Consider the following 15,302-nt stretch of genomic DNA (forward strand, 5'->3'; position numbering starts at 1 on the left):
CAACTTAGGTTGAAGCAACCAAGCCATCACTGACAAGTGATGGCTTTTTTGTATCTGAATTTTGTTGGATTTGAACTCACAATATACCCGTCTTGCCCTTGTAACCCTCTGCTTTCAAAAAGAGTCAATAGTTCAAGGGCACTCTTTATAACAGAGAGTGGCGGCAAGGGGATTCTGGGGAGCAATTCAACAAAAGAAGTCGCGAGAATTTAAGTTTCGAGTCGCGAGTTCCGGAAGCAGACAAGCCATCACTGAGAAGTGGTGGCTTTTTTGTATCCTGAATTTTTGAAGCGCTACGGTTTTTAAGATATGCAAACAGCGACGGAATAGATTCACCTCTGCAGCGCTCGTAGCTTATAGCTCGTGTCTCGTAACTTATATTCATTAAACTCTCGCGACTAAAGCCGCTCCTAAATTGATAATCGCAATCAGAAACTGTCTGCACATGTTATGTTTCATGTCACAATACGTAACATTACCCACTTATCGACGAATCACCTACACCAGTAAAATCAACACCTTACAAGTCAGCAATAATTATTCGGTATTGTTTCCATCTATACTTTCGAGTATAAAGTGATAATTATTAATGACTTGTAATTTAGGGACTATGACAAGTTACATATGGAAATTCTGCCGTTGTTACACGGCACTTGTTATCACGCTCGTTGTATTATCTGGCTGTAAATCCACCCCAACAACTCCAGAAGCCTCAACTAAGAGTATCCCAGTCACGCTGAGCCATCTGCCCAGCGATGTGAAAGTTGATGGCCTTGATATTGTCGATATCCAGTTAGCACTGGGCGATCGTAATCTATATCTTACCGACAATGGTCACATCAAGATGGTGTCTATTTCCCAATGCCCGTTAGATATTTCTGCTCATCGTGGTGACTTTCGCTTACCAGAAAGCAGTGCGAGTGCAATTGCTGCGGCCTTAAATGATAACTATAACAGCGTTGAAATCGATGTTATGCAACTCAAAGATGGGACTTGGGTTAACCACCATGACAGCCAAACGGGTCGTGCAACCGTTTACTATACAGGTGAGCGCCACAAACTTAAGCGAATGAGTCGACAGCAATATGCCAATTTGAAGCTGCGTGATAAAGGTTCAAACGATCTATTGGATGCTCGTCCGATCACCGCTTATGAAGCATTTAATACGTTTGCCGCCTACCGAAGTGCAAACCAGCAGCTCAATGTCGAGATAAAGTCTGATGCCAATGGCCATGATCTTGCGCAGCTGGACAATATGTTACGCCACACTATCGGCCTTGGCGGCTATTACTACTCAGCGGCAGACCTCGACATATTAGAAAAAATCCGGGGCATTAACTCTTCTGTTTACCTAGGATTTGTTCAAGGAGGTCACCCCACTAGTGTTGAAAAGTTGCGTTCGAATTTGCGTAAAGGGGTACAAAACGATGCCTACTACCTTGATAACCAACATCGGTTAGAACTCGCGGGAGAATACGGTACCAAACGCTATCGCTCTCGTTATAAAAATTATGCCTCCTCCAAAGGTATTAGCAAGCTACTCACCACTATTGGCAGTAACTCTGGCATACATCTGGATATTCGAAGCTATATGCAAAACCCCAGAGTACTTGCCAGTGCCCACACATACGGCATGAAAGTGTATACCTATACACTTAATGGAACCGATTACCATCAGTCCCAACTGAGTAGACTTTCTCGAACAAAACTCCCAGATGGTGTGATTGTCGATAATACGCCATATAAAATCTGCCAAAAGCTATATAACAGTGCTCTCCCCCGCCAGCAGTATCAGCCACTAAGCGCAGCAGGTAAGTACATAGCCTCGCTTCCCAACGACGCCGATTTTGACCGCTTCAATGAGATGTTGGGTTACCAGAAAGAGGGGTATTACATTTCTCTGAACTCTGGATTAAGAGCAATTACTAAGCCTAAAACTAAAAAGAGAGTGGTGAGTCATAGCAGTAAGATGCCATCAACGGATCCGTATGGATTTCCTGTGATTGTCGACGAGCAAATCGAAACGACTAACAGCAAAACCATCATTTTAACCCTACCAAGTATCAATAATGACTGATAAAAAACACAGCCCGTTTGCCACCGACCTACTCAGCTCTGCTCCGACACAAACCAAAATGGTAGCGGCTGAAAAGCAGTTACAAAAGGTGCAGAAACAGAAAAAGTCGAAAACTGTTAAACAACAAAAACAGCAGAAAATTGAGCAACAGATCGCCAGTGTCGGTAAGCCATTTTGGTGGATGTTGACCATGTTTATCTGCTCTGTGATATACCTATTTCCTGAAGCGGTATTTAACGCAGCACTGACCAATGTCGCCGGTGGACATAATTCCAGTGAAGAAGATTTACGCGCCGTAGAGCTATTTGGTCGAACCATCAGTGGTATCGGGGTCACCTTACTGCTAGCCGATATTCTATTGAGTGGCAAGCGCGTTGCCAAAGTCGGTCGTGCCCTTGGCTACTTCACTCTGATCGCCCTGATTATCTGGCCAAGTGTATTCTTTGGCCAAAAGTGGCTGGTCGATCATTTTATTATTGATGCCTCAACCCCTGAAGAGCGCCAGCAAGCCTATCTGTCACAGGTACTGCGCAGTGCGTTAATCGAAAAATCGATTCAATTTGAGGGCATTGAGTACGACCCGGATAAATCCCACAGTGGCACGGAAAAAACCTTTTTGTCTGTATTTGGTGGCCTGGTGTATGCCGACGATAAACTGGTGGAAGACCTATCGCAGAAAAAACGCATGATCATGGAAAAATTTGTCCGAGATAAAGCCATGACTAACTTCGATAGCCATTATCAGGACTATGACCAGTTCCGCCAAACCCTAAGAGGAAAGTATCAAGAATATGACGAAGGCTCCGCCAAATATAACCAAGCAATTGCCAGTATCTCTGAACGCTCAGATGAATATTGGTTAGACACCCAAAACCAAGTCAAACAGGGCTGGGAAAAATATCAAAAAGGGGAAAAAGCCTACGAGGCTCGAGTTGAATCCCGAGCACAAAAAATTGCGCCAAAGATTCATGACTATTTCGAGCGCCGTAACAAATGCGCCGACAAGAAAAAAGGCAACAGTCGAAACCGCTGTTTTGAACGTTTGCAAACCGGCTACGATCGCGAAATTAAAAAATACAGCATTCCCTATATTCCACCTGATGATTGGCTTATTCGTGAAGAGGTCTCTACCTCAGAAAACATCGGTAACTCGTTAATTGCAGGCGTGATGACCTTTGGCTTGTTTACCGCAATGCAGGCCGCTGACGCAGTAACAGGGGGAGATGCAGGCTTTAAAGATCACCGCATGGTATACACCGATGACATCAATCACTATAAACAGGTGCTGATGGTGAAAATGGAACCAGATTTTATGAAGGAATCAGGTGGTTACCCCTTAGGGATAACCTCGCTACACACCTTCAGAGTTCATGAGCTAACAAGTATTAAGGTTAATAAGAAACTCAAACAGAAGGGGCTAATGTTGCCAGCAGCTTGGTCGCTCACCGACCGTCGTACCTTCGATAAAGCCGTCGCTAGCAAGGTTCGTCAGCAGGTCAATGTTGAGTGGCGTAATAAGATGCGCGCTAAAAACACTAATATGGAGCCTAACCTGAGCTGGAAGCAGTTCCAAAACCACAGTGATATCCAGCAACGTATTGCTAAACGCATGGGTGACTTGTACGTTAATCCGACCTTGGCAGATTGGAATAACCGTCAGTTTAAAAAGAAGATTATCGAGCCAAACATTCAGCGCAAAACCACCGAATACCTTGATGTTTTAGAAGCGCAAAAGTCTGAGTTTGCTGACGGCGGTATGTTTGAATCAACGGGTAAATCGGCGTTGCGAGCAACTATTATTCCGCCTATATCGATGTCTATAAGCCTCACATTAGTGCTATTAACTGTGCTCAAGTTACCGATGAAGTTGCTGGAGCTGGTACAAGCTAAACAGGCTAAGCCTGTCGATAAAGCAGCACGTACAGCCTACATCAAACCCGCTATATCCATCACCCTACTAGCATCAATATTTGTTGTACCTCTGTCGATGGGGGGTAATCAATACACTATGGAAGATTCGGCGATGAACTACTTCTTCAAACAGATGGAGAAGAATGATTCGGCCAGTATCTCCATTGCACTGAAGTGGTTGCTTATCACTCAACCACTAGTACAGCCTATCGGCTCCGCCATCGACAATACCTTTGGCATAACCCAAGCCTTCCATGCCATAAGTGCACCATTAAATCGCTTTGATTTAGCCATAATGCCTGAACATGACACGAGTGGTGCAACCGCAAAAGGGAGCTCTGCTAAACCAACGTTAAAACTACCGCTAACCGTTAGCACCAATGTGACCAACGCCAAGATAGCGGTGATGAATATCAAACCTAAATATCAAGCTGGCATGCTATTACCACCAGGGGGCTACGATATAAAGGTGAGCGCTCCGGGCTATGAAGCTACACGCCAATGGGTGTATTTAACAGCCGACAAAACCCAATTTAGCATCAAGCTTTAACCTGTGATCAAAAGGAAGTAGCACGTGAGTAGATTGCAACAATTTCAAGATTTTATTATAAGTAATGGTGAGAAGCTCACCGGCGTAGATGTGCCAGTGGTCTTGTCCGATGAACAAGCCAAACAAGCACACCTAAACTTCACCTTTGGTTGGAGGGTTGAGATTGGCGTTAGTTCGCATGATCACGGTAGCTATCGCCCATCAGGTATTCGTTGTGGTACGTCTTCTGATGCTAGCTACGAAGCCAATAAAGCGGCTAAGGAATACATCAGTGGTAGAGATCCCCTGTTTAACGAGCGCTTCATTAAAATTCTCGGTCCAGATATATCGCAGAACTTCCTGATTAAAAACAACAGCTTGAACTCAGGCCCCGACACTTATGTTGGTCAGGATATTTGCGTCAAATGCGGTGGTACAGGCTGCAACAATTGTTATAGCTGTCATGGCAGTGGTAAAAGCAGCTGTTTTTCTTGTAACGGCAGTGGCCGAATCAGTGTCAGTAAGTACGACAGTTATAACGAGCGTACCGTATACACCACCGAGTCCTGTTCATCATGCTATGGCAGTGGTCAGCGGACTTGCTCAACCTGTAATGGTAGCGGTGATGTCACCTGTGGCACCTGTGACGGAGGTGGCTATCTTTACTACAGCTACACCATTGATGGACAAGCTAAACGCAGCACCAGATGGAAGCATACCAGTAGCGACTACCATGAGTGGACAGGCGACTTTATTAAGCGCACAGGACTTCATGTGGTTCATGGCTTTACCGATATTATCGAAGTTGATGTTGACGGCGACCTTAATGGCTGCACCTTTGTTTACGCATTTAGCGCAAAATTACCCACACTGCAATTTACAGCTAGCATTGATAAGGTAAATACCAAGATGTGCTTCGCGGGTAAACAAAACCTCACTCACGATGCAGGGGGGATCTATGATCCCGCTGTATGGCAAGTGGCACAAAAACTAGGCGCTGGTAATAAAAGCGACGATACTCGTGCATTAGCTACGCCTGCAATAAAAGATATTCTCGAAGCCAACGCGACTCACAGCGAAATAGCCCTACTTGATGAAAATTGGGTATCCACTGACATCAAAGACGCTGTGTTAGCTAATTATGACAGCTTGCTTAGCCAACTTAAAAAGCAAAGCGTCAAAGGTATTATCCCGAACATGCTTGGCGGCATAGTCAAGTATAGTTACCTGTTCTTTACCTTAGGGTTAATCATCGCGTTATTGTTCCCGCAATTTGCCGAGCAAACCCATGAGCGTATGGGAGTCTTGGAATATCCTAACTGGCTTTTCGCGGTATTAAGCGCCGATTTCGCCCTATTTGGTATCCATCCCTTAGCCAACTATGCGATGGCATTAGGGCTCTTTTGGCTCAGCTATCAACTGGTAAAACGGTACTATTGGAAAAATATCGGTAAAGGCAAAACAATAATCCTGGCGCTGGGGATCACCTTACTATTGCCACATGTTGGCCTTAGCCTTTACTACAATACCCTCAATGCAATTCAGCACCCGCCATTATTTGTCAACGCCTTAGCTGGAGGAGCAGTATTTGCAAGTCTATACCTGTTAGTGATTGGGGTGAAGCGACCCAGTAAATGGTACTTAAAACCTATTGGTTTAATCCTTGCTGCGTTGTTATATGTTGGGATTCAGTTTGTGATAGCTATGCTCAATGGCGTATTAGGTATAGTGCCTACTGAGATAAATTACTTCAAAGGACTTGGGCAGATCATTGAACCGGCGCTAATGTTTATTCAGTACAACCTAGCAGAACTTGCAATGCTATCAGTGCTGTTTAGCTACTTCTTAACCCGCCGACATTTCTGGCTCACAGCCAAAACAGCAGTCGCTGACTACAACAGCCCTGTACTGCTCAAGTCAATGAATATGGAACGCTAACCCTTCCTTCTAACTAACATCGCCCAGCCCTTTCTTTCAAAAAGAGCCGTGGTTCGAGTCACAAGACTCGAACAGCAAAAAAGCCATCACTGACAAGTGATGGCTTTTTTGTGTCTGAATTTTGTTGGATTTGAACTCACAATATACCCGCCTTGCCCTCTGCTTTCAAAAAGAGTCAATAGTTCAAGGGCACTCTTTATAACAGAGAGTGGCGGCAAGGGTATTTTGGGGAGCATTCTATAAAAGAAGTCGCGAGGATTCGAGTCGCGAGTTTCGAGAAGAAAAATCAACCAGCAACTGACCGCCCCTCCCCCCCGCTTTCTCCCTTAAAGCTCAAAAGACCTTGGCTATGGGGCTGTGTTGGCTTCGTCTAGAATATGGTATACAACATCACTTACCTGCAGGTTGCGAGGAGATTTTTTTTTACAAAACCTAAAAACTAAAGTCGGCATATTAGTAACTCCTTCAGGTAGGTTTCCTCTTTCTTTCTCCCACTGACTTATGCTGATCCTTATTCGCCATTCAGGTAGCGTTGCTAAGCTCCTATCTAAATGGCCGAAAAGGTCTTCGCATCGATAGCTTTCTTTCAAAAGGGTCTCTGAAGCTAATGCTGAGGAATTAAACGCATAAAGTAAAACGACGAACATGACTGTTTTCATACTTACAACCTATCCGCGAACTTCTTGCACTCTTTCTTAGATAGCAGCCAGGCCTTCTTTTTCTCTTTCTGAAAAGCCTTGATATATCCGCCACCGCCTAGCTTGTCGCGACCAATCTCATCTGACTTAGCCTTAAGCCCCAACGCCTTGAGTCTGTAGCCGGGCGTATCTTTCAACTTCAAGGCGCACACCTGATATTTAGCCGCGAATGAGGCTGCAACCTTCTCATCGAAACCGGCTACCGCTGTACTGGCAAAAGCCAGTCCTGTGGCTAACCCCAGCAGCGCGCCCGCTCCGGCAGGCACTATGAGGAATGCGAGGGATATTCTCATGATCTCGATAAAACCAGACTTACGGCCTTCACTCTTTTTTACTCTCCTATTAAGGTTTTTCATCGACCCTTTCCACTCCACTACTATATGACTAAATCAGCATTCATTAATTGACAGGGGAATATAGAGACTTGTCAGACCGATAACTGTCCGCCACAGGACACTTGATGTATATTGGCCAAAATAACTGTTAAAACTGCATGGGGCATAACACCTGGTGCACTAGCCTTAGGTAAAACCTGTGATTGATTCTGCATTATCAAATAAGCTTCACTGGACAACACAGCTGTCGCCGGACTTGACCCATAAGCTCCTCGATATCGCTCAGCTCAGAAGCAAGTTAACTGCAAGTGAGTTAGATGACTCGAGCATTGCCCATCAAGGCATCAGTTTCATCCTGGAGGGCACAGTTACCATCTGCTTGCAGACACCTAACTTGAAAACCGTGAATAACATAGTGATGGGTCAGGGTGACTGGTTCGGAAATTATGCGAGTGAGGATGCGAGTTACACTCCGTTTTTTCTCACCGAAATAAAACCTTTGCGTCTTATACACTTTAAGAATTCACATCTGCAGCGGTTAGCCGAGGAAAATATTGAGAGCTACAAATGGTTCCATTCGCTCTCTTTTAAAGCAAAAGCCAAGTGGCTGCAATCTCAACTCATGATGAGTGAAAATATTCGTTCGCGCATTGTCTACCTGCTTATCGAGCTTGCCGCTCATATCCCGTTTATTGCCGGTCAAATACCTAAGCTCTCAGTGTCACAACAACAGATCAGCCAGATCACAGGCATTGCCCGCCAACGAGTCAACGAAACTATCAAACAGTTAGAGAAGGAGAAGCTGGTTCATCTGGAGCGTGGCGGCATCTACTTAACCGATCTGACAGGCCTTGGGAATACACTCAACAATGTGGACCTTAGTATTCGCGATCCCAGAGAGCTGGTGTAGCGTTAGCCCCTCATTAAAGCACTCAGAGTCAGATGAGATAGCTTAATTTGATGTCGGGGTTCTTCAGGAGATACACTGGGAAAAGGGATACACAGGTTAAAACCCCAAAAGAGTATCAAATATTGAAACCACAACTCTCATCCGGTCAGTCAGCTGGTACAAAAACTAATACAACGGCTAACGCGACGAGCAATACAAAGGCTCAGGCGACACGAAAGGCGCTCAGGGCGCAAGTTCGCGATGCTCGACGCGGCATCAGTGATAAGGAACAACACAGCTTTGCCGCTACGGCGACTAAGCTTATGCTCGATGAGATAACTAAGCTCGAGGCGAAACATGTCGCAATCTATCTCACTAACGATGGAGAGCTGTGTACTCAGCCACTGATCCATGCCCTCTGGAAGCAGGGAGTTAACCTATATCTGCCCCACCTTCACCCCTTCAGTAAAGGCAACCTGCTCTTCTTCGCCTACACACCCGAGACGACACTGGTGCAAAACTCGCTCAAGATCCCGGAGCCCAAACTTGATATCACTAAGATGATGCTAGTTCACCAACTGGATGTCGTTGTCACCCCCTTAGTGGCGTTTGACAGCGCAGGGGGCAGAATAGGAATGGGAGGAGGTTTCTATGACAGGACCCTGGCCAATTGGCAGAAAATCGGCAAACCCTACCCCATAGGTTTTGCCCACGATTGCCAGCAGGTCGAAGCGCTCCCCATCGAGCATTGGGATGTCCCCTTGCCTGTGATGGTCACACCGACACGGGTGCTCGTGTTTTAGGAGCCAGGTGCGAGAAACGAGGTGCGAGGGTAATAAAAACTAACGCTAGCTTTCTCAAGATTTTTTCGCGGCTAAAGCCGCTCCTACATAAATAATTTGAGAGCGAAAACGGTAAAAAAAACAGGGAATATAATGAAACTTCAATTAAATATGTGGACTAACCTGCCAGCTTTGACTCTGCTAGTGTTAAGCGCTACGGCCTGTTCGACTCAGCCCCCGGAACTGGAAAAAAGCGCAGAGACAGCACAATCAAGCATTGAAGCGGCTCCGCAGACGGTGCAAATTCCCCTTGGCGACAATAGCCAAAATGCCCTCGATTGGGATGGCACCTATTCGGGTGTCACTCCATGTGCAAGCTGCGAAGGGATCAAGACTCTACTGACCCTCAAGCGCGATAACCGTTACATTCTGCAATCTGAATACCTGGGCAGAAGTGATAAGACCTTTATCGAGCAAGGGGTATTTGAGTGGAACTCAAACGGTAGCAAGATCACCTTGAAATCGGAGCCCACCGACAAGCTGGCTGGCAAACAATTTCTGGTCGGTGAGAATCAGCTGTTCATGTTAGACAGAGCGGGCAATCGTATCAGCGGTGCTCTGGCCGATAGCTATCGCTTAATTAAAATCACACCTGCCAGGTGATAGGCTCACTCCCATGTGATGCAAGCAAGGCATTGGTTTTGGAGAAATGTTTACAGCCGAAGAAGCCCCGATAAGCTGAGAGTGGTGAGGGGTGCGGTCCGGATAGAATATGGTGCTGAGACGCGGTGATCACCTTACCCTTTTTAATGGCGTGGGCACCCCAAAGAATAAAGACTATCGGTGTCGTCTGTTGATTCAATAACTCAAGTGCATGAGTCGTAAATGTTTCCCAACCCGATTTTGCATGTGAGTGGGCCTTGCCCTGCTCTACGGTCAACACGGTATTTAACATCAACACCCCCTGCTCTGCCCAGCTCGACAGATGTCCGTGTTCCGGAGTCACAAAGCCGTCGATGTCATCGACGAGTTCTTTATACATATTCACCAATGAAGGAGGAGTCTTAATGCCATGCTTGACCGAGAAACACAGACCATGAGCCTGATCCGGGCCATGGTAGGGATCCTGCCCGATAATGACGACTCTAACCTTGTTTAATGGCGTGAGCTCGAACGCGCTGAACACCTCACTCTGGGGAGGGAAGATAGCCTTCCCACTGGCTCGCTCGGCAGATACAAATGCCTGAAGTCGATTGAAATAATCCTGCTGCTTTTCAGCCTCAATAAATGAATCCCAGTTCGAATGTTCTACCATATACCCTCATTAACGATTTAAAACTCAATTAACGCACCAATAAAAACCGCTAATAAACATGCGGTTACACCTGTCACGCACGAAAAGTTACAACTGTTTTTATAAGAATTATTACAACTATTATTATAAACCTGACAAGCCTCAGATTATAAACCGGTATAAAAGTGTTATTATGGTTCGATTAAATAGCACTCGGTTTATTACAAGTATGTATTCTGGCTCACTAACCTCTTCCATCGCAAAAACAAAAGGCTTTACTCTGATAGAGCTTGTAGTAGTGATCATTATACTTGGAATACTTTCTGTCGTCGCGCTCCCCAAATTTATCAATGTCTCCCAAGACGCCCATGTGTCCACGGTAAAAGGCACGGGTGGTGCGTTCAAATCGGGGATCAATCTGGCCAGAGCCGTATGGGCCACCCGCGTAAGCTCAGGCCCCGCAGATGACCTACCTGTCTTCGGCACTGCTACTGAGGGCGAGTTAGACTTTAACGACAATGGCTGGCCTGCCCAGCACTGGGGGACTGCAGACTCTGAAGGCGATTCACCTAAACTCGACAACACAGCTGATTGCATCTCTGTCTGGGAAACCATTTTCGAAGGCGATGAGCCCAGCGTTTCTGATGTGATCAGTAGCGATGAAACCGACTACAAGGCTAACTACCTGTCACCAGAGCGATGCCGCTACGATTACTCAGCCAATACCAATCTGAGCATCACCTATAACTCCCTCGACGGCAGTGTGACTATCGACTCAGACCCAAACAACTAAGCCTGTTAATAAACTCCACATATAAAACAATAACAGAGTGAGTCTTTGATTCACTCTATAATCACTTCCATGGATGACAGAATGAACAACAGATATTTCCCTACACAGCGAGCCTCAGGCTTTACCTTAATTGAGATAGTCGTGGTGATTATCGTACTGGGAATACTGGCGGTCATCGCCCTGCCAAAGTTTATGAACATCAAGCAAGACGCGCAGATCTCGACAGTAGAGGCAACCGGCGGCGCCTTCGCCGCGGGCATAAAGCTGGCCAATGTTAAGTGGGCATCGAAGGGACATTCCGGCCCCGTGGATAACCTTCAGGTGTATGACAATGGCACCAGCGGTCAACTGGATATCAACCTGTGGGGCTGGCCTGCTCAAAGTTACCCACCTTTCGAAGCAAGTCCGCGACTGAACAATGTCAACGACTGCATGTCGGTATGGCGCACCGTACTGCTCGATGCACCCACGGTCTCCACCTCCGCCGAAGTTGCCGAATCAGCCTATAGAGCGACCTATATCAGCCCGGATCAATGCAGATACTTTTTCAATGAGCTACCCGCCCTATCCATCTATTATGATTCCCGCGACGGCACGGTTATCACAGACTCAGATCCGGAACTATAAGAAGCTCTGAGTTGTAAGCTGTAAGTCACGAGGTAAGGCGAAGAGAGTTGTAAGGTATAAGTTTTAAGGCCCGAGAAAGGGCAAGGAAAGTTTTAAGCTGTAAGTTTTAAGTCCCGAGAAAGGGCAAAGAAAGTTGTAAGTAACGGGGCAAGGCAAAATCAGTTAGAAGTAGGATGACTGCTTATAAGCTTTCAACTCGTAGCTTAAACCTCGAATCTCGTGACCTTCTAAACATTCGCGGCTAAAGCCGCTCCGACATAGAGAATGGCATTGCTCCTAGTCCGTATCTCGAACCTCGCAGCTCGAAACTCGTGGCTGATCACTCACAGCTCGTCTCCGATAGCGATTAAGATCTCATATAGTTGATAACAATGATTCATTAACGGCTAATTTAAGTTAGAATCCGGCTACTAAAAATTTATTACAGAGTGAGTGCACCATGTCAGAAGCGGAAAAAGAAACCACCATTTTTCAGTTAGCCGATCAGTTTATTGCCCTTGCAAACGAGTTAAGCGGTAAAGAAAAGGATGTTAGTAAGGTAGGCACGGCAATGCGCTTTGCAGCTTCGCGTTTCAACGCTTTCGAAGCGGCGCTAAAATCAGCCGATCTTGCAGCAGAAAAAGATGCTGCACTTGAGTGGTTCACAAAAGAATACAAAGATATGCTTAACGATAACCTGGAAGATCACATCAAGAATCCACCGGTATCTCAAGCGGAAAAGACTGAAGAGCCAGCTTAAGCTCGAGCCTCAGAGCTTCGCGGCTAAAGCCGCTCCTACATGGAGAATGTCGCAGCAGCTCGTAGCTAAAAACTTTTAGCATTAAAAAATGCCATCGTCAGTAGATAACTGCGATGGCATTTTTGTATCCTTCATACGGACAAATATCGATGTCATAGCCGTAGCTTGTAGCTTGTAGCTTGTAGCTCGTAGCTCGTAGCTCGTAGCTCGTAGCTCGTAGCTCGTAGCTCGTAGCTAAGCAGTTAAATAGTCACTATGACCCGAATGGCCAGCAGAATAAGCACCACACCCGAGAGTTTATCTATGATAGCCGCCTTCGCTCTAAGCTTGGGCAATACCGAAGGGTGTGACAGGATCAGCGCGATAAAGGTGTACCAGAGGCCATCGATAACAAGTGGCGTAAATACGATAAGCGATTGACCTACCAAGCTGTCGGCGGCCATAACAAATTGACTGAACAGGGCCAGGAAAAACAGCATAATCTTAGGGTTAAACAGTGAGATGGCTAATCCATCTCTGGCTGCGGCAAGTGTTGCCGCCCTCGAATGAGCCGCAGCAGAACCAGTCCCCTCTACCGGCGCACTGTCGGAGCCATTTCCGGCATCTAATTTATCCGATATGCCTCCCTTCGAACCGAGTGCTTTAACCCCCATCCAGGCGAGGTAGAGTGCACCGATAATCGCAATACCATTAAATACCATAGGCGCCTGTTTAAGTACGACGGCAAGTCCCAATAATGTTACCAGGGCATACAAGCCAATACCGATGGAATGTGCCCAGGCACAGAGTATCCCTTTCCCACGCCCCCCCGTCAGTGTATGACGCACAACCATAGCCAGACTCGGGCCGGGCGACATAGCCCCCAGACAACAGATGGCCAGTAAACTCAGCCAGGCAGTAAAACTCATAACACCCCTAAATTTTATTAATTGAAAAACTCTGCCGTTCAGAGCTTCATCTAATCTACTTTCTCGGATGGTAAGAGCTGCGTGAGGCTTTTGCAAGCAATGCAAAACACTCACGACATTTCGTGTTTTAGGGGTTTAGAGTTATACTCAGGGCAATCAGCTACTCTTTGGATGCGTTATGACCGCCATTAACTTAAACCCAAGCTCAGCCCATGACGGATTTCTCCCGGAAAACCAGCTCATTCTAAACGCGGTCAGCGAGGGGATTTATGGGTTTAATCTCGATGGTAACGCGGTATTTATTAATCCTGCTGCCGAGCGTATGACGGGATGGAAAAGCGCCGAGCTTCTGGGAAAGAATATCCATGATTGTCATCATCATAGCCATTTAGATGGCAGTCACTACCCCAAAGAAGATTGCCCCATATATAACACCTTAAAAGACGGCATCGCCCGCGAAATAAGCCATGAAGTCTTCTGGCGAAAAGATGGTAGTAGCTTTCCCGTACATTATACCTCGACGCCGGTTTACAAGGGTGGGCAGCTAATCGGTGTGGTCGCGATATTTCGCGACATCAGCATACAGAAGCAGACCGAACAGTCTCTCAGACAGGCTTTGCAGCAGGTACAGGCTCTGTCAGAGAAGCTATCCTCTGAGAATCAGTACCTGCAGTTGGAGCTGGCAGATAAAACCGGCGATGTGGAGATCTCAGGAACCAGTTCACAAATAAAACAGCTGATCGGACAGATTAAATTGGTTGCCAATACCGAGAGTACGGTATTGATCAGCGGTGAGAACGGTACCGGCAAGGAGCTGGTCGCCCGTAACCTGCATAAACTCAGTAATCGTGCCGACAAACCCTTAGTCAGTGTTAACTGCGCCGCCTTCTCCTCCAGCCTGCTGGAGAGTGAACTCTTCGGCCATGAGAAAGGCGCTTACACGGGCGCGACAAGTCGGCGTAAGGGACGTTTCGAGCTGGCAAATAATGGCACCCTGTTTCTCGATGAGGTGGCAGAACTGACGTTAGAGGCACAGTCAAAACTCCTGCGGGTGATTCAGGAGCAGGAATTTGAGCGAGTCGGTAGCAGCGACACCATTAAGGTCGATATCAGGCTCATCACCGCCACCCACCACGATCTGCTCAAAAGAGTTGAACAGGGGCTGTTTCGTATGGATCTTTACTACCGCCTCAATGTCTTCCCCATTTTCGTCCCTCCCCTGAGAGACAGACTCAGCGATATCCCCGAGCTGGTCAGCCATATCATTCAAGGACTCAATCGTAAGCTGGGCAAGAAGATCACCCGTGTCAGCCACAAGGGACTGAAGAGGCTTATGCAGCACAGTTGGCCGGGTAATGTCCGCGAACTGCAAAATGTTATCGAGCGTGAATCTATCCTTACTCAGAGCCAGGTACTACAGCTATCTCAACAGCTTGCACCACAGGCGGCTCAGGGAGAGACTGTAGCAAACTCAAGCGATCAAACCCTGGCCACCATGGAGAAACAACATATCATTCAGGTTCTGCAGGAGACCCATTGGCGTATCTCAGGCTCTACGGGAGCCGCAGCCAAGTTGGACCTGCCGCCCAGTACGCTTAGATCCCGCATGAAAAAGCTCAACATCATCCGCCCCGTTTAAGCCCGACTCGTCCTCCTCCGCCTTTGTTTCAAAGGCTTCAGCCTTCAGGTCACGATATATCGCCACAAAATGATATATCGTGACCCGACAACACCCAGCAAAATAAAAAATCATATAGTTTCAGTTGGTTAACAAGACAAACT

Annotated in this window: 13 protein-coding genes; 10 read left to right on the plus strand and 3 right to left on the minus strand. The window is 46.7% G+C overall.

Annotation, left to right across the window (positions count from 1 at the left end):
- The first annotated feature begins 589 nt into the window (after window positions 1–589).
- Genes EKG39_RS18520 through EKG39_RS18530 form a run of 3 tightly spaced genes read left to right on the plus strand, consistent with a single transcriptional unit; the run spans window position 590 to window position 6,455 of the window.
- On the plus strand, window positions 590–2,077 hold the full coding sequence (locus tag EKG39_RS18520; protein WP_246028553.1) for a glycerophosphodiester phosphodiesterase family protein: 1,488 nt from the start codon (window positions 590–592) through the stop codon (window positions 2,075–2,077).
- A complete protein-coding gene (locus tag EKG39_RS18525) occupies window positions 2,070–4,538 on the plus strand; it encodes a peptidase associated/transthyretin-like domain-containing protein (RefSeq protein WP_126507473.1) in 2,469 nt (822 codons plus the stop codon). The genes EKG39_RS18520 and EKG39_RS18525 overlap by 8 nt, the downstream gene beginning before the upstream one ends.
- A gap of 24 nt (window positions 4,539–4,562) precedes the next feature.
- Window positions 4,563–6,455 (plus strand): J domain-containing protein, encoded by a 1,893-nt coding sequence (locus EKG39_RS18530; protein ID WP_126507474.1) that lies wholly within the window; start codon window positions 4,563–4,565, stop codon window positions 6,453–6,455.
- A gap of 661 nt (window positions 6,456–7,116) precedes the next feature.
- On the opposite strand, the gene EKG39_RS18540 is transcribed toward EKG39_RS18530, so the two are convergent.
- A complete protein-coding gene (locus tag EKG39_RS18540; protein ID WP_126507476.1) occupies window positions 7,117–7,509 on the minus strand; it encodes a hypothetical protein in 393 nt (130 codons plus the stop codon).
- A gap of 178 nt (window positions 7,510–7,687) precedes the next feature.
- Between EKG39_RS18540 and EKG39_RS18545 the strand changes: the two genes are divergently transcribed.
- From EKG39_RS18545 to EKG39_RS18555, 3 genes are all read left to right on the plus strand, one after another.
- Complete coding sequence (locus EKG39_RS18545) at window positions 7,688–8,398, plus strand: Crp/Fnr family transcriptional regulator (RefSeq protein WP_126507477.1); 711 nt, start codon at window positions 7,688–7,690, stop codon at window positions 8,396–8,398.
- A 122-nt stretch (window positions 8,399–8,520) separates the two neighbouring features.
- The gene (locus tag EKG39_RS18550) at window positions 8,521–9,180 is read left to right on the plus strand and encodes a 5-formyltetrahydrofolate cyclo-ligase (RefSeq protein ID WP_246028554.1); all 660 of its coding nucleotides are present in this window, start codon (window positions 8,521–8,523) and stop codon (window positions 9,178–9,180) included.
- Between the two features lie 132 nt (window positions 9,181–9,312).
- Window positions 9,313–9,822 (plus strand): copper resistance protein NlpE, encoded by a 510-nt coding sequence (locus EKG39_RS18555; RefSeq protein WP_246028555.1) that lies wholly within the window; start codon window positions 9,313–9,315, stop codon window positions 9,820–9,822.
- On the opposite strand, the gene ung is transcribed toward EKG39_RS18555, so the two are convergent.
- Entirely contained in the window at window positions 9,806–10,474 is a 669-nt protein-coding gene (gene ung / locus EKG39_RS18560; protein ID WP_126507479.1) for a uracil-DNA glycosylase, read from the minus strand. The genes EKG39_RS18555 and ung overlap by 17 nt on opposite strands.
- Before the next feature lie 208 nt (window positions 10,475–10,682).
- Between ung and EKG39_RS18565 the strand changes: the two genes are divergently transcribed.
- The 3 genes from EKG39_RS18565 to EKG39_RS18575 all read left to right on the plus strand — a co-directional run bounded on the left by EKG39_RS18565 (window position 10,683) and on the right by EKG39_RS18575 (window position 12,612).
- Window positions 10,683–11,246, plus strand: coding sequence for a type II secretion system protein (locus tag EKG39_RS18565; protein ID WP_126507527.1), 564 nt, complete (start codon window positions 10,683–10,685; stop codon window positions 11,244–11,246).
- A gap of 81 nt (window positions 11,247–11,327) precedes the next feature.
- A complete protein-coding gene (locus tag EKG39_RS18570) occupies window positions 11,328–11,873 on the plus strand; it encodes a prepilin-type N-terminal cleavage/methylation domain-containing protein (protein WP_246028556.1) in 546 nt (181 codons plus the stop codon).
- 439 nt (window positions 11,874–12,312) lie between these two features.
- On the plus strand, window positions 12,313–12,612 hold the full coding sequence (locus tag EKG39_RS18575; RefSeq protein WP_126507480.1) for a DUF3144 domain-containing protein: 300 nt from the start codon (window positions 12,313–12,315) through the stop codon (window positions 12,610–12,612).
- Window positions 12,613–12,854: 242 nt separating this feature from the next.
- On the opposite strand, the gene EKG39_RS18580 is transcribed toward EKG39_RS18575, so the two are convergent.
- Entirely contained in the window at window positions 12,855–13,520 is a 666-nt protein-coding gene (locus EKG39_RS18580) for a LysE family translocator (protein ID WP_126507481.1), read from the minus strand.
- A 178-nt stretch (window positions 13,521–13,698) separates the two neighbouring features.
- On the opposite strand from EKG39_RS18580, the gene EKG39_RS18585 reads away from it, so the two are divergent.
- Window positions 13,699–15,159, plus strand: coding sequence for a sigma-54 interaction domain-containing protein (locus EKG39_RS18585; protein ID WP_126507482.1), 1,461 nt, complete (start codon window positions 13,699–13,701; stop codon window positions 15,157–15,159).
- Window positions 15,160–15,302 lie beyond the last annotated feature (143 nt).

The sequence above is a fragment of the Shewanella atlantica genome (genome assembly GCF_003966265.1).
Lineage (GTDB): Bacteria > Pseudomonadota > Gammaproteobacteria > Enterobacterales > Shewanellaceae > Shewanella > Shewanella atlantica.

What these genes read in the sequence shown, in the direction of transcription:
- EKG39_RS18520 (WP_246028553.1), top strand. Translation starts at nt 590, where the DNA reads ATGACTTGTAATTTAGGGACTATGACAAGTTACATATGGAAATTCTGC.
- EKG39_RS18525 (WP_126507473.1), top strand. Translation starts at nt 2,070, where the DNA reads ATGACTGATAAAAAACACAGCCCGTTTGCCACCGACCTACTCAGCTCT.
- EKG39_RS18540 (WP_126507476.1), bottom strand. Translation starts at nt 7,509, where the DNA reads ATGAAAAACCTTAATAGGAGAGTAAAAAAGAGTGAAGGCCGTAAGTCT.
- EKG39_RS18555 (WP_246028555.1), top strand. Translation starts at nt 9,313, where the DNA reads ATGAAACTTCAATTAAATATGTGGACTAACCTGCCAGCTTTGACTCTG.
- ung (WP_126507479.1), bottom strand. Translation starts at nt 10,474, where the DNA reads ATGGTAGAACATTCGAACTGGGATTCATTTATTGAGGCTGAAAAGCAG.
- EKG39_RS18565 (WP_126507527.1), top strand. Translation starts at nt 10,683, where the DNA reads ATGTATTCTGGCTCACTAACCTCTTCCATCGCAAAAACAAAAGGCTTT.
- EKG39_RS18570 (WP_246028556.1), top strand. Translation starts at nt 11,328, where the DNA reads ATGAACAACAGATATTTCCCTACACAGCGAGCCTCAGGCTTTACCTTA.
- EKG39_RS18575 (WP_126507480.1), top strand. Translation starts at nt 12,313, where the DNA reads ATGTCAGAAGCGGAAAAAGAAACCACCATTTTTCAGTTAGCCGATCAG.
- EKG39_RS18580 (WP_126507481.1), bottom strand. Translation starts at nt 13,520, where the DNA reads ATGAGTTTTACTGCCTGGCTGAGTTTACTGGCCATCTGTTGTCTGGGG.
- EKG39_RS18585 (WP_126507482.1), top strand. Translation starts at nt 13,699, where the DNA reads ATGACCGCCATTAACTTAAACCCAAGCTCAGCCCATGACGGATTTCTC.